At 66.0% G+C, this 20,621-nt stretch carries 19 protein-coding genes, 1 tRNA gene and 1 pseudogene; 17 read left to right on the top strand and 4 right to left on the bottom strand.

Features of this window, described 5'->3' with window-relative positions:
* Positions 1 to 152 precede the first annotated feature (152 nt).
* The 9 genes from ACKY0W_RS01615 to ACKY0W_RS01655 all read left to right on the top strand — a co-directional run bounded on the left by ACKY0W_RS01615 (position 153) and on the right by ACKY0W_RS01655 (position 8,888).
* Positions 153 to 389 (top strand): hypothetical protein, encoded by a 237-nt coding sequence (locus ACKY0W_RS01615; RefSeq protein ID WP_409436113.1) that lies wholly within the window; start codon positions 153 to 155, stop codon positions 387 to 389.
* The gene (locus ACKY0W_RS01620) at positions 386 to 1,147 is read left to right on the top strand and encodes a hypothetical protein (RefSeq protein ID WP_409436114.1); all 762 of its coding nucleotides are present in this window, start codon (positions 386 to 388) and stop codon (positions 1,145 to 1,147) included. The genes ACKY0W_RS01615 and ACKY0W_RS01620 overlap by 4 nt, the downstream gene beginning before the upstream one ends.
* Before the next feature lie 1,242 nt (positions 1,148 to 2,389).
* Entirely contained in the window at positions 2,390 to 4,735 is a 2,346-nt protein-coding gene (locus ACKY0W_RS01625) for an AAA family ATPase (protein ID WP_409436115.1), read from the top strand.
* Between the two features lie 662 nt (positions 4,736 to 5,397).
* On the top strand, positions 5,398 to 5,856 hold the full coding sequence (locus ACKY0W_RS01630) for a hypothetical protein (RefSeq protein ID WP_409436116.1): 459 nt from the start codon (positions 5,398 to 5,400) through the stop codon (positions 5,854 to 5,856).
* 101 nt (positions 5,857 to 5,957) lie between these two features.
* The gene (locus ACKY0W_RS01635; RefSeq protein ID WP_409436117.1) at positions 5,958 to 6,248 is read left to right on the top strand and encodes a hypothetical protein; all 291 of its coding nucleotides are present in this window, start codon (positions 5,958 to 5,960) and stop codon (positions 6,246 to 6,248) included.
* Positions 6,245 to 6,916, top strand: a complete 672-nt coding sequence (locus tag ACKY0W_RS01640) for a recombinase family protein (protein WP_409436118.1) — start codon at positions 6,245 to 6,247, stop codon at positions 6,914 to 6,916. Before ACKY0W_RS01635 ends, ACKY0W_RS01640 begins: the two co-directional genes overlap by 4 nt.
* Positions 6,913 to 7,110 (top strand): hypothetical protein, encoded by a 198-nt coding sequence (locus ACKY0W_RS01645; RefSeq protein ID WP_409436119.1) that lies wholly within the window; start codon positions 6,913 to 6,915, stop codon positions 7,108 to 7,110. The genes ACKY0W_RS01640 and ACKY0W_RS01645 overlap by 4 nt, the downstream gene beginning before the upstream one ends.
* A gap of 74 nt (positions 7,111 to 7,184) precedes the next feature.
* Positions 7,185 to 7,460, top strand: coding sequence for a hypothetical protein (locus tag ACKY0W_RS01650; protein ID WP_409436120.1), 276 nt, complete (start codon positions 7,185 to 7,187; stop codon positions 7,458 to 7,460).
* Positions 7,461 to 7,463: 3 nt separating this feature from the next.
* Positions 7,464 to 8,888, top strand: a complete 1,425-nt coding sequence (locus ACKY0W_RS01655) for a tyrosine-type recombinase/integrase (RefSeq protein ID WP_409436121.1) — start codon at positions 7,464 to 7,466, stop codon at positions 8,886 to 8,888.
* On the opposite strand, the pseudogene ACKY0W_RS01660 reads toward ACKY0W_RS01655, so the two are convergent.
* Positions 8,869 to 8,919: pseudogene (locus ACKY0W_RS01660) on the bottom strand (hypothetical protein); the annotation flags it as partial. The gene ACKY0W_RS01655 and the pseudogene ACKY0W_RS01660 sit on opposite strands and share 20 nt — an antisense overlap.
* A gap of 1,332 nt (positions 8,920 to 10,251) precedes the next feature.
* A tRNA-Gly gene (locus ACKY0W_RS01665) sits at positions 10,252 to 10,325 on the bottom strand.
* A gap of 160 nt (positions 10,326 to 10,485) precedes the next feature.
* On the opposite strand from ACKY0W_RS01665, the gene dcd reads away from it, so the two are divergent.
* From dcd to rfbA, 6 genes are all read left to right on the top strand, one after another.
* A complete protein-coding gene (gene dcd / locus ACKY0W_RS01670) occupies positions 10,486 to 11,058 on the top strand; it encodes a dCTP deaminase (RefSeq protein WP_406759850.1) in 573 nt (190 codons plus the stop codon).
* 109 nt (positions 11,059 to 11,167) lie between these two features.
* The gene (locus ACKY0W_RS01675) at positions 11,168 to 12,643 is read left to right on the top strand and encodes a hypothetical protein (RefSeq protein WP_409436122.1); all 1,476 of its coding nucleotides are present in this window, start codon (positions 11,168 to 11,170) and stop codon (positions 12,641 to 12,643) included.
* Between the two features lie 112 nt (positions 12,644 to 12,755).
* Positions 12,756 to 14,492, top strand: coding sequence for a hypothetical protein (locus tag ACKY0W_RS01680; RefSeq protein WP_409437916.1), 1,737 nt, complete (start codon positions 12,756 to 12,758; stop codon positions 14,490 to 14,492).
* Positions 14,493 to 14,521: 29 nt separating this feature from the next.
* Positions 14,522 to 15,283 (top strand): maleylpyruvate isomerase family mycothiol-dependent enzyme, encoded by a 762-nt coding sequence (locus tag ACKY0W_RS01685; protein WP_409436123.1) that lies wholly within the window; start codon positions 14,522 to 14,524, stop codon positions 15,281 to 15,283.
* Positions 15,284 to 15,305: 22 nt separating this feature from the next.
* A complete protein-coding gene (locus tag ACKY0W_RS01690; RefSeq protein WP_409436124.1) occupies positions 15,306 to 15,665 on the top strand; it encodes a nuclear transport factor 2 family protein in 360 nt (119 codons plus the stop codon).
* 74 nt (positions 15,666 to 15,739) lie between these two features.
* On the top strand, positions 15,740 to 16,606 hold the full coding sequence (rfbA, locus tag ACKY0W_RS01695; RefSeq protein ID WP_409436125.1) for a glucose-1-phosphate thymidylyltransferase RfbA: 867 nt from the start codon (positions 15,740 to 15,742) through the stop codon (positions 16,604 to 16,606).
* 7 nt (positions 16,607 to 16,613) lie between these two features.
* On the opposite strand, the gene ACKY0W_RS01700 is transcribed toward rfbA, so the two are convergent.
* The gene (locus ACKY0W_RS01700; protein ID WP_409436126.1) at positions 16,614 to 17,240 is read right to left on the bottom strand and encodes a TetR/AcrR family transcriptional regulator; all 627 of its coding nucleotides are present in this window, start codon (positions 17,238 to 17,240) and stop codon (positions 16,614 to 16,616) included.
* Between the two features lie 66 nt (positions 17,241 to 17,306).
* On the opposite strand from ACKY0W_RS01700, the gene ACKY0W_RS01705 reads away from it, so the two are divergent.
* A complete protein-coding gene (locus ACKY0W_RS01705; protein ID WP_409436127.1) occupies positions 17,307 to 18,752 on the top strand; it encodes a carotenoid oxygenase family protein in 1,446 nt (481 codons plus the stop codon).
* A gap of 9 nt (positions 18,753 to 18,761) precedes the next feature.
* The gene (locus ACKY0W_RS01710; RefSeq protein WP_409436128.1) at positions 18,762 to 19,253 is read left to right on the top strand and encodes a DUF1707 domain-containing protein; all 492 of its coding nucleotides are present in this window, start codon (positions 18,762 to 18,764) and stop codon (positions 19,251 to 19,253) included.
* Positions 19,254 to 19,282: 29 nt separating this feature from the next.
* Here ACKY0W_RS01710 and ACKY0W_RS01715 read toward each other — a convergent pair whose 3' ends face one another.
* Positions 19,283 to 20,533 (bottom strand): pyridoxal phosphate-dependent aminotransferase, encoded by a 1,251-nt coding sequence (locus ACKY0W_RS01715; protein WP_409437917.1) that lies wholly within the window; start codon positions 20,531 to 20,533, stop codon positions 19,283 to 19,285.
* Between the last annotated feature and the right edge of the window lie 88 nt (positions 20,534 to 20,621).

Consider the following 20,621-nt stretch of genomic DNA (forward strand, 5'->3'; position numbering starts at 1 on the left):
CATTGCGGGAGAGTCGATTAACGGCGCGACTACTTAACGAAAGATTTCCGGGGTAGTAGAGAGGTAGCTTCGATATAGACGGGGATACGTTGCCCGCCAGATGATTACGGAGATATGAAATGGCCCGAACGCCAGCGATACCAAAACCGACCATGAACGGTGCAACGGCACCGACCAAGCTTGAGCTGTCGCCCGACCCCACCGTGAAGGGCAAAACGGGAGCGGTCGATTGGTACCGGGATGTCATGGGGCTGAACAACGTCGGAATCGGACTAGTCACCAAGGCGACCAACGACCGGACGTTGCCGAGCTACAAGATCAGCGGCGCTATCTGGTACAGCACTGTCGACCTCTACAACTTCATCCAGGGCATGAGGAGAACCGCATGAGCACGATCAACCCCGAACGCCGCGAGTACCTGACCGCGAAGTACCCCGAGCTGATCGCACCACGACCCATGCACCCCGACGCGAACACCCAAGTTCGCGCGACTGACCGCGCTGAGCAGATCATCACGAAGGTGTGGGGTGACCGGGGCGGCGAGGGCGGAGTGTTGTTCGATCCGGAGCGGGTCCGCGCCTTGGCTAAGCGAGCCGATGCCGCCGCAGCCGAATACCACCGCCGCGCGGCAAACGGTGAGCTGCGCTGGGATACCGGAGAGGGGCCGCGCGGCGACTACAACCCTGATGCCCCCGCCGAGCAAGGTGTAGTGCGTATTTGGCGCGTCGGCAGCAACCATGTGGATGTGGTGCGGGAACGCTGGCGTGACGCGCCTGGCCGGCGGTGGGGAACCGTTGACTATGCGGCGCTCTCCCTCGAACACTCGACGGAACAACTGGACCATCACGACTGCACGACCGAAGGTTGCGCTGGCGATTGCGACCTACGGTGCACCGTGCACATCGCCGAGGCCTGCGGTGGGCCGACGCGGCTATTGCCGGTAGACCGGGGCACGCTGGTGTTGCTGCTCCGCGTGTGTGACGCCTGCATGGCCAAGGCCGCGAGAGATGCAAGCACCAATACTCAGCTCGCAATCATGGCTGCCCATGAACGCGTGGCATTCAAACCCGCCCCTGCGCAACCGATGCGGCCAACGCCGACGTTGATGCGGTGGAGAACCGCTATCCGGCGATGGCTTCGGCGGTGACCGTAGGCACCGCTGCGGTGGCCGCTGACGGCCTGCGAGCGCCGGGCCGACAACCGGTGGGCCGGGGCCGGTAAGCAGCGGTAGACCCATTGCCCGGCTTGCGCGGGAGGGCTATTGTGGTGCCTGTCCAACTCCGCACGACGGCGAGGTTGGACACTCGACCGAATACCCAAGGGTCGGGCTGCTCTCATCCCGGCAGGTACGTCCTGCCCAAGAGCGTACGTCGAAGGCAAGACCCTCGCAGACCTAAAGAGGGCGGCCCTCGGTGTGCGCTCTTTTCGTTGCTCTCCGTGGGTCTGAAATCCAGAATGCCAAGGAGGGCAACAACAGTGACAACGACGCAGGAGCGGAAAACGCCAACAGTAAGTATGCTTCCATTTCCAGATGGAGCTCTGAAGCCAGCGGTGTTCGCGCATGGCGATGGGTCTACGGGAATGTGCTGGCAAGGCTCAGTGCACCACGATAGTGATGAGCCTGACCTCTGGGGGGCGATCCTGTCGGCTGATCGACGCAGATTCCAAGTCTTCGTGGCAGTAGACGGCCCTTGGTGGATGAGCGAGATTGAGGGCACCTTGCGAGAGGTACTTCGCCACCAATCTGGGGTCAGCGTCGAACTGTGCATTACATGGAAGACGCCAGGAGATGGCGGCTAAATCCGTTCCGCCGCTGCCGAGGTCGCCGATTCATAAGTTCGACGGCTCGGCAGCGGCTCGGCCTATACTAGGGAACGGGCCGGTACTCTAGGCCCGGTCGAGCGGCGTCACCTTGGCGGGCAGATACGCCGTTCATCAATCAACCAGAAACAGGAGCGCCGAACACCAATCCTGGTGCCGGTGTTGGTTTGTCCTGCCCTAGCCAGGGCGGGCGGCGACCCTGGAGTTGTTCGTGAATCACGATGATGACCCGCACTACGGCGACCCTGTACTCACTGAGCAGCAGCTATTCGAGTACCTGCGTTACGAGCGCGGACTGATTAGTGTCACCCGCAGAAGCGTGAAGGTTGCGGTACAGCGGAGACAGATCAAAACTACGCAAATCAGTTGCAAAAATTGGTTTTCCAAGAAGTCCGGTGACGACTGGATTGAGTCGTGCACTAGTCCCGTGCCCACGCGCTATACCGGAGCGAACACCGGCCGTGGCTCGAAAACCCATGCAGCCCAGTAAAAGGAAATTCCCGGCACACTGGCGGGCGCACTGGGGACTACCGAAGAAACCTGACCTTGCTAGAGAGCAGGAGCGGTAGTGAATAGCCTACCTGAGAGCACCGCCCGTCGAAAGCCCAAGGGGCCGTACGCCAACCTCGCCAGGCGGTATCGCGCCGATGGATTCCTGGGCACGATTCCATTGCCTGCGGGGCAGAAAGAACCACCTCCTAGCAACTTCACCGGAGGCGGCAGGCCTTACCCGACCGATGACCATGTGAGGTGCTGGCACAGGGATCAAGGCGGCGGGAACATCGGCCTGCGCCTGGCTGAAGTGCCGAGTGAATTCCTCAGCGAGCATGACGATCTGCCGGTGGTTTATGCGGGCAACAACGTCGACGGCTGGGAACTCATCGGCATCGATGTCGACAACTACATGAAAGGTGATGGCCCGCCCAAGACCGGCGCTGCGGAGCTGGGTGACTTGGAGGCGCAGCTGGGCGAGTTGCCGGCCACTGCGCTGAGCGGGGCACGGTTCGACACGGGCAGCTGTATCGCGGTGTACCTCGTGCCGAAGGGGTACCGGTTCGCCGGGAAGGTCGCGGAGTCCATCGAAGTGGTGCAAAAGCGCCACCGCTACATGGTCGTACACCCGAGTGCGCACCCCGATGCGCGCGATGCTGACGGGCAGCCGGCCATCTATCAATGGCGCCGGGGCGCGCCGTCGAAGCTCGCGGACGCGGGTGTTCATGTGATCGAGCGGTTCGACGGTGAGCTGCCCGCCATGGGTGATGTGGCGATGCTGCCCGAGGCGTGGTTTGTCCACCTGACCCACGGTGGAATGTTGGAAAGCGACGACCCGATCAGCGACCTCTCCCCGAGCCAACTGGTGGAGTGGATAGAGAGCCGACCGCTGTTCGACGCTGAGCCGTGCGCGGTCATGAGCAACGCGGCCGCTGCGCACCTGGCGAAAATTGCGGACAGCCCGAGTAGCCACGACCGGCTCACCCCGGCGCACTGGCAGCTGTTGAACTTGGCCGCGGAAGGTCACGCCGGGGCGAAGTGGGCGCTGACCGAGGTCGAGCGAGCGTGGTGGAAGCAAGCGAGCGGCAAGCGCGCCCCCGAGGTGCTGAGCGCTGAGAGAGGACGAAGTCTGTTGGGCGCGCTGGGGAAAATCCAGCCGCGTTACCAAACGGACGGCAGCGGCGAGTATGCGCCGGACGATACGTGCGCTGCGGCCGGAAAGTTCGACTGTGACGCTTGGGCCGACCGGCTCGCAGTAGCCGATGGCGAGAAAGCCAGCGAGCAAGATGGCCTTGCCTGGGAGACCGAGCGAGCTTACGTGCGCCGGAGAGCCGATCAGTTGGCGCGCCGACGGATGGCGCTGGAGGACTGGACCGAACCGGCGGATGAGGGCGACCTCGCCTATCAGATCGACCACCCGGAGCCTGACGAGGGCGACCTTGTCCACGGCCTCATCCGTTCGCGCGGGATCGTGTTGATCAACGCGCAGCACAAGACCGGCAAGACCACGTTGGCGTCGGTGAATCTGCCCAAGGCGCTCGTAACGGGGCAGCCGTTCCTGCGCAAGTTCAGCGTTGAGTTCGGAGACCACGAGTGCGTTGCGATATGGAACCTGGAGGTAGACCGCCAAGACCTTGTCGACTGGCTCGAACACGTCGGTATCCCGCCGGGGGAACGCGAACGCATCTACCCGAAGTGCCTGCGCGGCGACCGGTCCGTCGACTTCCGCAATCCGCTAGCTGTCGATTGGGCGGTGCGGTGGCTGCGCGAGCGCGGTATCACCGTATGGATCATTGACCCGCTGAGCAAGCTCTACCGGGGCGACGAGAACAGCAGCACCGAATTCAACGAATGGTGGTCGGCGCTAGAGGAGATCATGCAACGCGCCGGAGTTCGCGTGACAGTGCTGGTTCACCACTCTGGCCACGGCGGGGAGGGCCGAGCACGCGGCACCTCAGCGATGATGGGCAACCCCGACGTGCTGGTGGAGTACAGGCACGGTGGAAACCACGGCGAGCTGCCGCCCGACAACAAGCGGTACCTCCGGGCTTTTGGTCGCCGCATCGACCAGCCGAGCATCACCCTGGACTACAACCCCGCCACGCTGGAACTGCTCGTGGATGAGAACGGCGGTAGCCGCGAGGAGAACCAGGAACGGCAACTTGCGCTGAACCTTTGGGATGCGCTCCAGAAGTCGAGCGAACCCCTAAATCAGGGCGATCTGTTCCACGCGGCAGGCCTAAAGGCGCAGGGCAAGAACTCCGCGAAAGGTCGCGCGGCGATCGACTACGCGCAAGGCAAGGGCTGGATCACCGCCGAGAAGGTAGGTACCGCCATCAAGCACTCCATCGGACCGAACGACCCATACGCCGGCCACCGAGTGCGGGTCAACCTCCGCGAAGGGAACGGGGACGACGAATGAGTAGAACGCCGAAAACGTATATCTACCAGCGATTTCTTTGTTACCCCCGCCCAGGGGTAACAAGGCGAGAAACACCGGTCGGAAAGCGAAAGTCGTTACCCCCGTTGTTACCCCATGAAGGCGCTGGTAGGGCGCTTGTTACCCCCTTAGTACCCCATTGTTACCCCACTCCGGGGTACTTAGTACCCCTCGCCTATAGGGGCGAAGCCCCTAGGCGGGGTACGAGTACCGACGAACCGATAGGGCCGATCCCATGAACCTCTACACACCCGTCGAGACGCCGTATTGGTTGCAGCCCAACCGACGTAGCAGGCGAGGGCACCCGACAAGACCTCGCCGGAACCCGAACCGACCGCCGAGGCCCGTGGACTACATCCGGCCCGGAACCCGATGAGATTGGAGAGACAGCGATCAAAGAAACCAATAACACCCGTAACCCATCGACCGCGCCCAAGGACCGCCGCGAAGCGACCACGGACTTCAAGAGCGGCGGGATGCGGTGTACTGCTAGAAGCTCGCGCACCGGCGAGCCGTGTAAACGCCCACCCATGCTCGGCGGGAACGTCTGCTACCACCACGGCGGGGCAGCACCCCAAGTAAAGGCCAAGGCGCAAAGACGTTTAGAGCAGTCCTGCGACGCGCTCGTGCAAAAGCTCTTGGGTATGGCGCTGGACGGCGATGTGCCGGATCACGTCGCGCTCCAAGCGATCCGCGACGCCTTGGACCGTGCAATGGGCAAAGCCACGACAACCGTCGAGATCGGGCCGAAACCGGTCCAGCCCTACGAGGAGGTGCTCAACGACATCGTCGGGGTCGCACACATCACCCGCGCCGAGTCCCGCGCCCGTCAGGGCCTACCGCCCGACCCGCCGCGCGCTCTGCCCGCGTCGGAGCCGATGGAGGTCGTGGACGCGGAACTCGTAGACGAGCCTGAGCATGGCCCTCGTGGGCGAGCGCCCGGTGATCGGTCCGGCGACCCCACCGGCACGGACGCAGCCCGTAGCGGCCCACCGAGCCGCCCGCCGGGTCGGGAGCTGGCGACGTTGGAGGACGCGACCGCCGACACCGCCGCCGCGAACAGGGCAGCCGCCCGAATGGGGCGGGTCCATAGAGTGCGCTAATCGACCAATAATAGCAGGCCACAGGCTATACGGGCGTTTGCTGGCGTAGCGTAAAAGCCGTAATGACCGTTTCGGCGGTTTAGGCGAAACAAGGAGGACCGATGCCCCGACTGCTCACCGCCCTGGCTATCGCGGGGGCTGCGCTGGTCGCCCCAGCAACAGCATCAGCAGACCCCGTGCCCTTCCCGTACTGCGCGTTCGACCCGACCGGTAACGCCGGGTCATGGAGCGATTGGTGCCTGCCGGTCGGCCCGCAGCCGGGTCAGCCCGTCTGGGGCAACCCCAGCGGTACCGGTACCTACAACCAGCCCGACATGCCCTGGGAGACCGCGACCAGCCCGACCACCGGCAACACGGTCAACCCGTTCGCGCCTGGCGGGAGCATGTGGTGACCGGGAACGCGAAGCCGCTGCGCGTGGTCGGGTACGTACGGGTCTCCACCGCCAAGCAGGGCGACACCGGCCACGGCCTCGGCGCGCAACACGAAGCGCTGGAACACTTCTGCGCTACCCACGGCTACGAGCTGCTGACAGTAACCAGCGATGTGGTCAGCGGTACTGCATCAGATCGCATGTACGGCAGGGAAGTTGCGATAGCAGCTATCGAGTCGGGCGTGGCCGATGCGCTACTGGTCCGGGCGCTCGACCGCGCGACCCGCGATCAGGAGGACGCCGCGAAGCTGTTCAAGCGCGCCGAGCGCAACGCCTGGCGGTTGATGGACTGCGACAAGGCCGACAGCGGCGACCCCACCCAGCGCCTACTCGCGGACATCCGCATCGCGGTAGCCGCCGAGGAACGCCGCAAGATCAGCGAGCGCACCCGCGAAGGTCTCGCCAAAGCCCGCAAGGCCGGTAAGCGCCTTGGCCGGCCAGTTGAGGTAGACCCCGCCCTGGCTGAGCAGATTACGCACATGCACACCCGCGACGGCCTGAGCGCGAACATGATCGCCCGCCAGCTCACCGAGCGCGGGGTACCCACACCACGCGGCGGAGCGCGGTGGTACCCGACGACGGTTAGCGACATCCTCAAGCGCGCCAACACCAACGGGGCAGCAGCATGATCGTCTACCCAGTCGGCACGCGGGTTCGGCTGCTGACTCCGAACGAGCCGTACACCGGGCAGGTCGGCGCCGTCATGGAGCACTTCGATGACGGCGCGGGCGGGCTCGTGCACATCCTGCGGTACAACCCCGACGAGCCGCCCCAACCCCAAAACCTGAGCTTCCATCTCGCCGACGAGTTGGAGCCGGAGTGACCGTCCCACGCCGTAGCTCGCGGGCGTTGGTTCGGCGGACGCCGCTCGGCGTTCCGTACGCCGCCCCTACACCGATGCCAAGCCCATCCCAGTACGTCGCCGCCGAACAAGCCCCGCAGCCACGCAGCGGCAACAACGGCCTACCGGAACCGTCACCAGAGCGAGCGCCCAACCGTCGCCCGAAACTCACCGAGGACGACGTGCGGGAGATTCGCGCGGACTACGCGGCGGGGCGCTGGGGCGTGAATGACTTGGCGGACATCTACGGCGTGACCCAGCCGACCATGAGCGCGGTAGTCCACCGGCGCACCTGGCGACACGTCACCGACCAACCAACCGAAGGGAATTGACCGATGGCAAATGTTCAGAAGCGTGTACGCGCCAGCGGGACAACAACGTACGTGGTCCGGTGGTACACACCGGATGGCGAACAGCGCACCAAGGGCGGGTTCCGCACCCGCAAGGAGGCCAAGGCGTTCGCTGCTAAGGCTGACGCGGCGGTGGCGGCGGGGATGGACTTCAACCCCGCGAAGGGCAAGGTGCTGTTCCGCGACGCGGCGGCGTGGTGGTTGGAGTCGCGGGCCGACCTCAAGAGCGCCACCCACAACAACCACGCTTACGCCCTCGCCCCGGCAGCGACCCGTCGCGGTGACGGCAAGACGCTGGGGATTGATGCGGTGTTTGGCGGTTACCCGCTGAACAAGATCACCCGCGAATACATCCAGGACTGGGTCAACAAGCTCATTGCAGCAGGCAAGAAACCGTCCACGGTGCGGCACGCGTTCTTCACGGTGCGAATGGTGTTGGAGCAGGCGGTGGTTGATGGCCGGCTGGGCAAGAACCCAGCCGCGCACGTAAAGCTCCCCAAAGAGCACGCCCGTAAGGGTGGGCCGGTAGGGGTTGTGGATGACCCGAAGCAATTCCTCACTCCGCCGCAGGTGTCCGCTCTCGTGGCGGCTACACCTTGGCCCTACAACACGCTTGTGCACACGGCCGCGTGGTCGGGGTTACGAGCGGGGGAGCTGGCGGGTCTAAAGGTTGGCGATGTGGAGCTGCCGCAGCCATCGATGAACCCGAACGCGCCCGCGAAGCCGGGCACTTTGCGTGTGCAGCGCGCAGCGCGGGTTATCGGCAAGGAGCTGGTCTACGTGACGCCGAAGACACCAGGCTCCGACCGGCGCGTGTCGCTAACGCCCGAGACGACAGCGCTGTTGCGCGACTACCTCGCGGAGCACCCGCGCGCCGACGACCCGACCGCGCCGCTGTGGCCCGGCATGGCGTTGGCTCGACCCCGGCCGACCGGGGTGGCAACCCCTGGCGCAGATGGCGAGACAGCCACAGGAGATGGCAGCGCCGCTACCCCGACCGCTCAAGCGAAAGCCCGCCGACAAGCGGACGCCCTCGCCGCGCTGTCGGCGGTGGACGCTGAGGCGCGGCTCGACCTCGACTGGACCTCGCCGCTGCGGCACCCGACGTTCTACAAAGCGGTGTACCGGCCCGCTGTGTTGCGGGCGAACCGGCTAACGCCGACCGCCCGTTTATCGCCCGCGCAATCGTTCCACTCCCTCCGCCACACCTACGCGAGCATGTGCATCGCGGCGGGGATACCGCCCGTTGCCATCGCTGAGCTGATGGGCCACCGGGATGTCAAGACGACCCTTACGGTGTACGCCCATCTCATCAACACCGATGACCACGCGGGCAACATGGCGGCGCTAGGTGCTTTAGCAGCCCCGAAGCCGACCTACAGCGGAAATGTTATGCCGTTGACGGGTTAGTCACTGGCCGATGTGATCCCAGAACTGCGGATAGAACAGCGAGAGTTGAGTGAGTGAGGGCACCCCGTCACTAAGTGCGGCTCGACACTGTCGGGCGATCTCCTGACGGTGAAGATCCAGCTGCGGGACCAAAGTAAAGATGCTTGTCATGTCGATTGTCACAGTCCGATACTGGCCGACATCAAATGGAAGCTTGTCCGCCGATCTAGTTATCTGGACTACTGGTTTCCGCGCCGCGTGACGCAGGGCTAACTCGTAATAGACGTTAGGATTTGCGTAGCTGAGATCGGCTATAACAAGCGCAGCTCTTGCGATGTGCTCGATCACCTGGCCGGTGATCAGTCCTGGTTTGCTAATTTGATCGGCGCGTACAGGGGTCAGTCCCAGCTCCTGTAATGCGGGTTCAATCAGTGATCCGAGTACCAAGTCTGCGTGCTGTCGTTGTTCGGAGCCGTCAGACCCGATTGGTGAGACGATGAAACAAACCTTGGAAAGGTCGTCTGACTGCGCAGTGCCCCAGCTAGCTGGGGCCGGACGTGGTTGGCTTGTCGCGGCGGTTTCTTGCGTCGGAGGCTGCCTTTCTTCAGTGGCGTCCTCCGGGACGGTGGCTTGTTCTGATGCGACACGTTCGATGACTGCGTCAATGGGTACGAGGTGTTCCGAACCTGCGATGGTTCGGACTAGGCCGACTTCGCGTGCATTTGCAAGAAACGTCTCGACCGCTTCGTTCACGTGGTTGCTTTGAACGTCCGCATTTTTAAAGGCGTCACGCAAAATTTCGACGCTGGGTAGGCGAACCCCGCGGTATTGTTCGTAGACCGTCTTAAAGGGCTCGATGCGCGTTATTGCGAGTTCTATTTGTGCAGCGAGCCGTCGCGGCTCCGGCAATCCTGGGTCGGAAGCCGTTCTGCCCGTATCGGTTAGTTCGAGGAACTCGGCGTTGTATCCCCCAGTCGTGAGGCCGTACTGGCCGCTCGCGGTGATGAGGTTGCGCGTCGGACCGCTGGTTGGTGAGCGGTTAATCGCTTCGAAAAGTGTAATGCGACGGACCTTTTGCCCGGAGCCATGTGTGTGAATGGCTTCAGCAAGGATCAGGGCCTCCTTGAACGACATTGCGGGGAAGCTGCGCGGCGTCCTTGGACGACGTCCAGATGACGTTTGGCCGTTGCTGGTCGCGGCCTCTGATTCCGCTGCCTCTGACGCATCAGTGGCATCTCCCGTACCTGTCATGGCGTGAATACTGCCATTTGTGGCGGACAGGCGGGGGTGACTTCCGCGTGACAAGTGGTTGCCTACAAGGGACCGTTAAGGGACCATCGCGCCGATCGTGCGAGTCGTCCGGGGTAAAACCCCCTGCTCAACGTGGAGCCGATGACGGGAATCGAACCCGCGTATTCAGCTTGGGAAGCTGATGTTCTGCCATTGAACTACATCGGCACTGGTGCGCTAGCAGGCTAGCATCCGGGCCCCCGCCCGCTCCGCGAGTGTGCGGAATCGTCGGCCGAACCGCCGAGAACCGAATCAAACCGCACACTCGGTGGCCACCACGGGCTTGGTCATCCGGCCCGGCCCGCGGGCCGAGCGATACGCTCGTGCCGTGCTGCTCTCCGATCGCGATCTGCGAGCCGAAATCGCTGCTGGCCGGCTGGGCATCGACCCGTTTGACGACGAGCTGGTACAGCCGTCCAGCGTGGACGTTCGCCTCGACAGCCTGTTCCGGGTGTTCAACAACACCCGCTACACCCACATCGATCCGGCCAAACAGCAAGACGAGCTGACCACCCTGGTCGAACCCAAACCCGGCGAGCCGTTCGTGCTGCATCCCGGCGAGTTCGTGCTGGGCTCCACGCTGGAGTGCTGCACCCTGCCGGAGGATCTGGCCGGCCGGCTGGAGGGCAAGTCCAGCCTGGGCCGCCTCGGCCTGCTGACCCACTCCACCGCGGGTTTCATCGATCCCGGCTTCTCCGGTCACATCACGCTGGAGCTGTCCAACGTGGCGAATCTGCCGATCACGTTGTGGCCGGGTATGAAGATCGGCCAGCTGTGCCTACTGCGATTGACCAGTCCGGCTGAGCACCCGTACGGCAGTACGCGCGTAGGGTCGAAATATCAGGGCCAGCGCGGGCCGACGCCGTCCCGCTCGTACCAGAACTTCATCAAGTCCGGTTAGCCCTCGGACCTGACGGTCGCCCCGCGGCTGCGATGAAGCCGGTATCGGCCAGCCCTGGTGGGGGTTCGGCCCACATGCCTGGCCGATAAGCAGTAACAGGGGAGGTTTCGTGGAGATCGTTCTTGGGGTGTCGGTGGCACCCTCGGCGGTCCGCATGGTGTTGGTGGAAGGCGAGAACGCCGACGGGGTCACCGTCGAGCACGACGACTTCGACGTCGTAGACGGCGCACAGACCGCTCCAGAGCGCGTGGTGTCGGCGATCCTGGGCACCCGTGAAGGCGCCCGCGAGGGCGGCTATGAGCTGAGCTCCACCGGCGTGACCTGGAGCAATCCGGCCGAGGCGAACGCGCTGCGTGAGGCGCTGGCCGGCCGCAAGGTCGAGAACGTGATGCTGGTGTCGGCGTTTCTTGCCGCGGCGGCGCTGGCCCAGTCGGTGGGCAGTGCGACGCGTTACGCCCGGACCGCGCTGCTGTTCGTCGAGCCGGAAGCCGCCACGCTGGCCGTCGTCAATTCTGACGACGGTTCGATCACCGAGATTCACCGTCAGTCGCTGTCGAACGACGATGAGCGTGCGGTCGGCGAGATCACCGAGCTGGCCGCCGGTGCGCAACGGCTGGAGTCGAACCCCGACGGTCTGTTCGTGGTGGGCTCGGGCGTGAATGTGGCGATGATCAAACCGGAGCTGGACAAGGTCACTCCGCTGCCGGTCAGCGTGCCCGAGGAACCGGACATGGCGTTGGCCCGCGGGGCGGCGCTGGCCAGCGCGCATGCCCCGCTGTTCTCGTCCTCCACCCGGGCCGTGGCCTGGGCCCAGGACCCGGGCACCGGTGAACTGGACCCGGCACTGGCCGGTGCCGGATACGCCTACATCGCGCCCGGTGGGGTCAACTACGACGAGGTGGACTACAACGCCACCAGCGACAACGAGCCGCTGGCCTACAGCGCGCTCCCGGACAGCGGCGTGGTCCTGGGCGGCGCGCTTCCGGATCTCGCTGACGATCCCGAACTCGTCGACTCCCGGATGCTGGACTTCAGCACCGGGATCCAGCCGCGGGAACGCAAGCCGATGCTGGTCACCGGCGGGGTCGCGGCGCTGTTTGTGATCGGGGTGCTGGGCCTGGCGATCGCGTTGGCCGTCGGGATGCGAGCGGCCAACCAGCACCGACCCGATGTGCGGGCCAACGTCGTCACTCATCAGGCACCGCCGCCGGCTGCCGTCGTCACGCCCGCGCCGGCGCCGCCGCAGGCCCCGCCCGCCCCGGTCGGTGAACCGGCTCCGCCGCGGGCTCCCGCGCCAGCTCCCGCTCCAGTGCCCGAGGCTCCGGCTCCAGCAGCCCCCGCACCGGTGGCACCGCCTCCACCACCTCCGGCGCTCCCGCCGCCACCGCTTCCGAACCTCGGGATTCCGGGCCTGCCCGGCGGTCCGCCGCTGTTTGGCCCGCCCCGGGGCGGTTGGGGCGGCGACGACGACTGGGGGCCCGGTGGTGGTCATGGCCGCGGTGGCGGTCATGGCGGTGGCCACGGTGGTGGTCACGGCCGCGGTGGTGGCGGGTTCCCGTTCAAGATCCCCGGCCTTCCTTTCTGAGTGGGCACGCACATACAACAGTCGTAAGATGGGCTAATAATTCGCCGGCCGTAGTGGAGGAGGTGCGGTGGACATCGTTCTGGGGGTCTCGATGGCACCGCCATCGGTACGCATGGTCCTCGTCGAGGGGGAGCGCGCCGGTGGCGTGACCGTCGATGAAGACGGATTCGAGGTGGACGCCGACGAGAAGGCGTTCCCCGACCAGGTCGTGTCGGCCATCCTGGGCACCCAGGAAAGTGCCCGGGAGAGCGGCTACCGGCTGGCCTCGACCGGGGTGACCGTCGCCAACCAGCTGCAAGCCGGCCAGCTGCGTGATGCGCTGGCCGGTCACCGGGTCGAGAACGTGATGCTGGTGTCGGCGTTCTTGGCGGCGGCAGCGCTGGCGCAGACGGTGGGCGGGTCGATCGGCTACGAGCGGACCGCGCTGATGTTCATCGAGCCCGATGGGGCGACCCTGGCCGTCGTCGACTCGTCGGACGGCTCGATCGCCGAGGTGCAGCGGGTGGCCCTGCCATCCGATGACGCCGCCGCGGTGGGCGCGCTGACCCGTCTGGCCGCCCAGGCCGGCCGCCTGTCGTCGCGACCCGACGGCCTGTTCGTGGTCGGTTCCGGAGTCAACGTCGGCATGGTCAAGCCCGAGTTGGACGCGGTCAGTGCCATCCCGGTGAGCGTGCCCGAGGAGCCCGATACCGCGCTGGCGCGGGGCGCGGCGCTGGCCAGTGCCCATGCGCCGCTGTTCGACTCCTCGACGTCGGCACTGGCGTGGGCACGCGACCCGGGCACCGGCGTGATCGACCCGGACTTGGTCGCGCTCGCCTATGCCCACCAGGCCGACTATGACGCCACCATGGGCGAGTACGCGCTGGCCTACAGTGCGGTGCGCGACGACACCACCGACAGCGGCTACCTGAACCTGGTCGACGGTGATGGCTTTGACGGCGCGGTCATCGAGGACGACGATTACCCGCCGAGTTCCGGTGTGGATCTATTCGAGGACAGCAAACCTCTTCGGCGACGTAACCCCTTCCTGCTGGCCGGCAGCGGGCTGGCGGCGTTCTTCGTGGTCGGGGTCTCCAGCCTGGTGGTGGCGCTGGCGGTCAGCATCCGGCCCACCGCCGCAGATCATCCGCCGCCCACCGGGCACATCGTGGTTCCCACCCAGCAGGCCCCGGCCCCGGCGCCGGTCCCAGAAGCGGCGCCCCCACCCGCCCCCGCGCCGCCACCGGCGGCCCCGCCCGTCACGGAGGTCCCGGTAGCTCGGCCGGCGCCGGCCGCGCCTGCTCCTGCGCCCGCCCCGGCGGCTCCGGCACCCGCCCCGGCGGCCCCGGCTCCCGCGCCGGTGGCCCCGGTGCCGATACCGATTCCGGTGCCCATCCATGTGCCCGCGCCGGTCGAGGCACCGGCCCCTGCTGCACCGGTCCCCGCACCACCTCCGATCCAGCAACCCGAGCTGCCGCCGATCTTCCGGCCACCGTCCAACAACGGCGGCAACCCTTCCTGGCTGCCGGGCAACAACAACGGTGGCGGCAAGAAGGGCGGTAACCCGTCCTGGCTGCCCGACAACGATGGCGGTGGCAAGAAGGGCGGTAACCCGTCCTGGCTGCCCGACAACGATGGCGGTGGCAAAAAGGGTGGCAACCCGTCACCCTGGCTGCCCGGCATCGGCAGCAACGGTGGTGGCGGGAACCCGTGGTTCCCGGGCCTCGGCGGCGGCGGCAACGGCAACGGTGGCGGGCGCGGCGGTGGCGGCGGTGGCGGCGGCTCCTGGTTCCCGGGCCTCGGCGGTGGTGGCGGCGGCGGAGGCCACGGCGGTGGGGGCGGTGGCGGCAAGGGCGGCTGGCCCTTCTGAGCGGGCACAGAATCCATTAGCCTGACGGCGTGGACTACGCCGCAGCATTGCTCGATGAGACGCGCGCGTTCGGGGAGCTGATCCGCGCCGGCGATCCGCAGTTGGCGATCCCGACTTGCCCGGAGTGGAACCTCACCCAACTGTTCCGGCACTTCGGGCGTGGAAACCGTTGGGCCGCACAAATCGTCGCCGATCGAATGGACGGTCCCCTGGACCCGCGTGACGTCATCGACGGCAAACCGCCCGCCGAGCCCGACGCAGCCATCGACTGGCTGCACGACGGCGCACAGCGGGTGTTGGACGCGGTGGCCCACGCTGGGCCGGACTCGCCGGCGTGGACGTTCATGGGTCCACGTCCGGCCTCGTGGTGGGTGCGCCGCCGGCTGCACGAGGCAACCGTGCACCGCGCCGACGCCGCGCTGGCGCTCGGCGGTGACTTCGCCCTGTCCCCGGAGTTGGCCGCCGACGGGATCGGTGAGTTGCTGGACCTGATCCCCACGCTCATCGCGCGCAATGGACAGACGTTGCCGCTGGCCGAGGGCCACAGCCTGCACCTGCACGCCACCGATGACGGCCTCGGGCCGGCCGGGGAGTGGACCATCAGCCGGCCGAGCGGTACCGACACGGTGAGCTGGTCGCATGAGCACGGCAAAGGCTCGGTGGCCCTGCGTGGTCCGGCGCGCGACCTGTTTTTGGCGGTGATGCGCCGGGTGCCCGTCGCCGATACCGACATCGCGATCTTCGGCGACGCCGCGGTGTGGCAGAACTGGGTCGACCACACCGCCTTCTGATCGGGCGGTAGTTTTGGCGACCATGAGCACATCGGAGATCGCAACGGTCCTCGCCTGGCACGACGCCCTGGCCGCCGGTGATCTGGACACCTTGGAACAGCTGTCCAGCGACGACATCGAGGTTGCCGACGCAAACGGGGCTGGGCAGGGTCATCAGGCGTTGCGCGGGTGGGCCGCGTCGGCGCAGGTGAGCGCCGGAATCGGCCGGATGTATGTGCACGACGGTGTGGTGGTGGCCGAGCTGACCCCGGTGGGAGCGGGTACAGCCCAGGCGGTCGCCTTCCGGGTGGTGCGCGATCACGTCACCGCGGTTTTCCGCCACGACGACCTGGGCCACGCCCTGGCAGCCACGGACCTCTCCGAAGCCGATCGGGTCGATTAGCCCCGCTGTGTTGAAGACGGCGACCCGCTGCGCCCGGCTCCGCCGCGCTTGCGATCGCCGTTAGGCTAGGCGGCATGCGCGGGATCATCCTGGCCGGTGGCTCCGGTACCCGCCTGCATCCGATCACCATGGGCGTCAGTAAGCAGCTGCTGCCGGTGTACGACAAGCCGCTGGTCTACTACCCGCTGTGCACGCTCATGCTGGCGGGAATTCGGGACATTCAGGTGATCACCACCGGCCACGACGCGCCCGCCTTCCAGCGACTGCTGGGGGACGGCAGCGCGTTCGGTGTCGACATCAGCTACGCCGTCCAGGATCAGCCGGACGGACTGGCGCGAGCGTTCGTGATCGGCGCCGACCACATCGGCACCGACTCTGTCGCGCTGGTGTTGGGGGACAACATCTTCTACGGCGCCGGCTTGGGAACCAGTCTGCGGCGTCACCAATCCCTTTCCGGTGCCGTTATTTTCGCGTACTGGATGGCCGACCCGTCGGCCTACGGTGTGGTCGAGTTCGACGGGGACGGTACGGCGGTGTCGGTGGTGGAGAAGCCGACCTCGCCCCGGTCGCACTACGCGATACCCGGGCTATATTTCTATGACAACGATGTCGTCGAGATCGCCCGGGGCCTCAAGCCTTCCGCGCGCGGCGAGTACGAGATCACCGACATCAACCAGACCTACCTCGAGCAGGGCCGGCTGGCGGTCGAGACCCTGGCCCGTGGCACCGCGTGGCTGGACACCGGGACTTTCGACTCGCTGCTGGACGCCGGCGATTACGTCCGCACCGTCGAGCGGCGCCAGGGCCTCAAGATCGGTGTGCCCGAAGAGGTCGCCTGGCGGATGGGCTTCATCGACGACGCCGCACTCGCCGCCCGGGCCGCGGCGCTGTGCAAGTCCGGCTACGGCGACTACCTGATGGGCCTGTTGGATCGTCGGTGACGGGTGCTCACTGACGAATGGCGTCGGCCGCCCGTCGCAGTGACAACTCGGCGCTTGTCCGACTGTCGCCCATCCCGACGAACATGTCGATGGTCATCGGGCTGAGGATGTGAGTCAGTGCCCGGCCGTCCTGCTCGAACGTGCCGACAAGTTCCAGCAGCACCACGCCGTGGATCATGCTCCAGATTCGCCCGGCCAGTTCAACGGTGTCGTCCGCGCGGATCCGGCCGGTGGTCACGATCCGATCCACGGCGGCGACGAGTTGGTCGAAGGTGGCTGTCGCTACCGGTATTTCGGGGACGTGAAACTTCTGGGGTGCGGCGAGCCCGAACATCAGCCGATAGCGTTGCGGGCTGGCTAGCGCGAACTCTCGGTAGGCATAACCCATGACGAAGAAGTCCGCCATCGGATCGTCGGTCTTGGGTGCGGCCGCCAGCGCGGCGCCGAAACGCTCGAACGCGGCGGAGACGATCGCCTCCAGCAGGCCATTCATCCCGCCGAAGTGGGTGTAGACCGCCATGGTGGAGGCGCCGATCTCGGCTGCGACCTTGCGGGCCTGCAAAGACTCGGGGCCCGCACTGTCCAGCAGTCGGGTACCGGCCTCGATCAGGCGATCGCGCGGGCTCGAATTCACCCTTGCCATCCTGCCATAACAGTGTTATACATGGTCCATAACATCGTTATGGACAGGAGGTGTCCGATGACCAATCCTTACCTTCAGGGCGGATTCGCGCCGATCGCACAGGAGCACACCCTCACCGAGCTGGCGGTGACCGGGACTATCCCGGATTACCTGGACGGGCGCTACCTGCGTAACGGGCCCAACCCGGTCGGCGAGATCGATCCCGCGGTCTATCACTGGTTCATCGGCGACGGCATGGTCCACGGCGTGCGCCTTCGCGACGGCAAGGCGCAGTGGTACCGCAACCGGTACGTGCGGGGCCCACAGACGGCGGCCGCGCTCGGCGAATCGCCGCGCCCCGGCCGGCACGGCGGGGCTTCCGGGATCGGCGCCAACACCAACGTGATCGGTCACGCCGGGCGGACCCTTGCGCTGATCGAGGGCGGGATCTCCTGCTATGAGCTGACCGACGAGCTGGACACCGTCGGCACCTGCGACTTCGACGGCACGTTGTCCGGTGGGTACACCGCGCACCCCAAACGTGACCCCGACACCGGTGAGCTGCATGCCGTGTCGTACGCGTTCAACCGCGGAAACACCGTCCAGTACTCGGTTATCGGCACCGACGGTCGGGCGCGGCGCACCGTGGATATCGAGGTCACCGGTTCGCCGATGATGCACGACTTCTCGCTCACCGAGAACCACGTCGTCTTCTATGACCTGCCGGTCACGTTCGACGCCCGCCAGGTCGCCCAGGGTGCAGCGCCGCCCGGCCTGCGGCTACCAGTGCGGCTGATCATGTCGGCTCTGATCGGCCGGGTGCGCATTCCGGATCCGATCATGGCGCGGTTGCCGATGCCCAAGAGCAGTGTGCGCACCATGCCGTATCGGTGGAACCCGAAATACCCTGCGCGGGTTGGAGTAATGCCACGGGATGGGGGCAATGCCGACGTTCGGTGGTTCGAGGTGGAACCGTGCTACGTGTTCCATCCGATGAACGCCTACGACGAGGGTGACACCGTCGTCCTCGACGTGGTCCGGCATCCGAAGATGTTCGACACCGAGATGCGTGGCCCCGCCGAGGGGCTGCCCACGCTGGAACGGTGGACCATCGATCTGGCCGACGGCAAGGTCCGCGAATCTCGGGTGGACGATCGTGGTCAGGAGTTTCCCCGCGTTGACGAACGACTGGTCGGCAAGCGGCACCGGTTCGGCTACGCGGTCAGTATCGGCAACGGCGTGGTCCCCGACGCAACGCTGCTCAAACACGACCTGGTCGGCGGGTCGGCAGCGACGCGTTCATTCGGTGAGGGAAAACAGTTGGGTGAGTTCGTCTTCCATCCGGCGACGGCGGACGCAGCCGAAGATGACGGCGTACTGATGGGCTTCGTCTACGACAGCTCGACCGACACCAGCACGCTGGCGATCCTGGATGCGGCAACGCTGGAGGACGTCGCGGGCATCCACCTGCCGCACCGTGTCCCGGCTGGATTCCACGGCAACTGGGTGCCTAACGGCCAATAGGGGTGCGACATGACCACACGATTCGTCACGCCATCGGATTCTGCTGTACGAGTAGGTGACGCGGAGCGGGGGCGTACCGCCGACCATCTCGGTCAGGCGTTCACCCAGGGCTACCTGTCGATGGAGGAATACGAGACACGACTGGCCCGGGCGTTTGAGGCTCAGACAGCCGGAGCGCTCAAGGAGCTCCTCGCCGATCTGCCTGTCGCGCAGATCATCAGGCGAGACCCACGGCGTTCTGCGCAACGCAGCGCGGCCGCCCGGCGGGGCGTCCAGGTTCACCTGGGCGCCTACCTGGCCGTGTCCGTGTTGATGATCGGCATCTGGTTGGTGACCGCGGTGACCGCGGGTGCGTGGTATTTCTGGCCGGCCTGGCCGATCCTCGGATGGGGCATCGGGATCGTCTCGCACGCGATTCCCGTCGGGGCGTGTGCGCGAAGGGCTTCGGGTGCCGTCGAGCCTGTTGTTAGCGAGTTCGGTACTCGAACTTTCTCGCGCTAACTACAGTTTCGGCGCAAGCGCCGAAGAAACTAGGGTCGGTAGCTCACCAGGAAGTTGCCCAGGCGCTCGATGGCGCTGGACAGGTCGCGGGCCCACGGCAGGGTCACGATGCGCAGGTGGTCGGGCGCCGGCCAGTTGAACCCGGTGCCCTGGGTGACCAGGATCTTCTCCTGCAACAACAGGTCCAAGACCAACTGCTCGTCGTTGTCGATCGGGTAGACCTCCGGGTCCAGCCGCGGGAACGTGTAGAGCGCACCGCGAGGCTTGACGCAGGAGACGCCCGGAATCTCGTTGAGTTTGCTCCAGGCGACGTCACGCTGTTCGAGCAGCCGCCCACCCGGCAGCACCAGGTCATCGATGCTCTGGTGGCCGCCCAACGCCACCTGAATGGCATGCTGCGCGGGAACATTCGGGCACAGCCGCATGCTTGCCAACAGGTTGATGCCCTCCAGGAAGCTGGTCGCGTGCTCCTTCGGGCCGGTGATCGCCAGCCAGCCGGAGCGGTAGCCGGCCACCCGGTAGGCCTTTGACAGGCCATTGAAGGTCAGGCACAGCAGATCCGGCGCCAGGGTGGCCAGGTTGATGTGCTCGACGTCGTCGTAGAGGATCTTGTCGTAGATCTCGTCGGCCAGCAGCAGCAGCTGATGCTTGCGGGCCAATTCGACGATCTGGCTGAGCACCTCGCGGCTGTAGACCGCCCCGGTCGGGTTGTTGGGGTTGATCACCACCAGGGCCTTGGTGCGCTCGGTGATCTTCGATTCCATGTCGGCGATGTCGGGCTGCCAGCCCTGGGTCTCGTCGCACAGGTAGTGCACCGGCGTGCCGCCCGCCAACGAGGTCGACGCCGTCCACAGCGGATAGTCCGGCGCCGGGATCAGCACCTGGTCGCCGTTGTCCAGCAGCGCCTGCAACACCATGGAGATCAGCTCGGATACCCCGTTGCCCAGATAGACGTCGTCGACGTCGAAGCGGGGGAAGCCCTCAATGAGTTCGTAGCGGGTGACCACCGCGCGCCGGGCCGGCAGGATGCCCTGGGAGTCCGAGTAGCCCTGCGCGTACGGCAGCGCCTGGATCATGTCCCGCATGATCACGTCGGGGGCCTCGAACCCGAACGGTGCCGGGTTGCCGATGTTGAGCTTGAGGATGCGATGCCCCTCGGCCTCCATCCGGGAGGCCTGGGCGTGGATCGGACCGCGGATCTCGTAGAGGACGTCCTGCAGCTTGGTCGACTGCGCGAACGTACGTTGCCGTGGCTGACTGCCGGTGGCAGGCCAGGGCATCTGATGCGGCAACGAATGAGCGGTCACGTTGGCAATAATCCCATAGCTGTCCAATCAAAATTTGCCCGAGAAACAAGTTGGGGCCGTA

This window comes from Mycobacterium sp. SMC-14 (assembly GCF_046250075.1).
In the GTDB taxonomy this organism is placed as follows: Bacteria; Actinomycetota; Actinomycetes; order Mycobacteriales; family Mycobacteriaceae; genus Mycobacterium.

Excerpts from the sequence above, each read along its gene's own strand:
- ACKY0W_RS01615 (WP_409436113.1), top strand. The coding sequence starts at position 153 with ATGAACGGTGCAACGGCACCGACCAAGCTTGAGCTGTCGCCCGACCCC.
- ACKY0W_RS01620 (WP_409436114.1), top strand. The coding sequence starts at position 386 with ATGAGCACGATCAACCCCGAACGCCGCGAGTACCTGACCGCGAAGTAC.
- ACKY0W_RS01630 (WP_409436116.1), top strand. The coding sequence starts at position 5,398 with ATGGCGCTGGACGGCGATGTGCCGGATCACGTCGCGCTCCAAGCGATC.
- ACKY0W_RS01635 (WP_409436117.1), top strand. The coding sequence starts at position 5,958 with ATGCCCCGACTGCTCACCGCCCTGGCTATCGCGGGGGCTGCGCTGGTC.
- ACKY0W_RS01645 (WP_409436119.1), top strand. The coding sequence starts at position 6,913 with ATGATCGTCTACCCAGTCGGCACGCGGGTTCGGCTGCTGACTCCGAAC.
- ACKY0W_RS01650 (WP_409436120.1), top strand. The coding sequence starts at position 7,185 with ATGCCAAGCCCATCCCAGTACGTCGCCGCCGAACAAGCCCCGCAGCCA.
- ACKY0W_RS01655 (WP_409436121.1), top strand. The coding sequence starts at position 7,464 with ATGGCAAATGTTCAGAAGCGTGTACGCGCCAGCGGGACAACAACGTAC.
- ACKY0W_RS01680 (WP_409437916.1), top strand. The coding sequence starts at position 12,756 with ATGGTCCTCGTCGAGGGGGAGCGCGCCGGTGGCGTGACCGTCGATGAA.
- ACKY0W_RS01690 (WP_409436124.1), top strand. The coding sequence starts at position 15,306 with ATGAGCACATCGGAGATCGCAACGGTCCTCGCCTGGCACGACGCCCTG.
- rfbA (WP_409436125.1), top strand. The coding sequence starts at position 15,740 with ATGCGCGGGATCATCCTGGCCGGTGGCTCCGGTACCCGCCTGCATCCG.
- ACKY0W_RS01705 (WP_409436127.1), top strand. The coding sequence starts at position 17,307 with ATGACCAATCCTTACCTTCAGGGCGGATTCGCGCCGATCGCACAGGAG.
- ACKY0W_RS01710 (WP_409436128.1), top strand. The coding sequence starts at position 18,762 with ATGACCACACGATTCGTCACGCCATCGGATTCTGCTGTACGAGTAGGT.
- ACKY0W_RS01715 (WP_409437917.1), bottom strand. The coding sequence starts at position 20,533 with ATGCCCTGGCCTGCCACCGGCAGTCAGCCACGGCAACGTACGTTCGCG.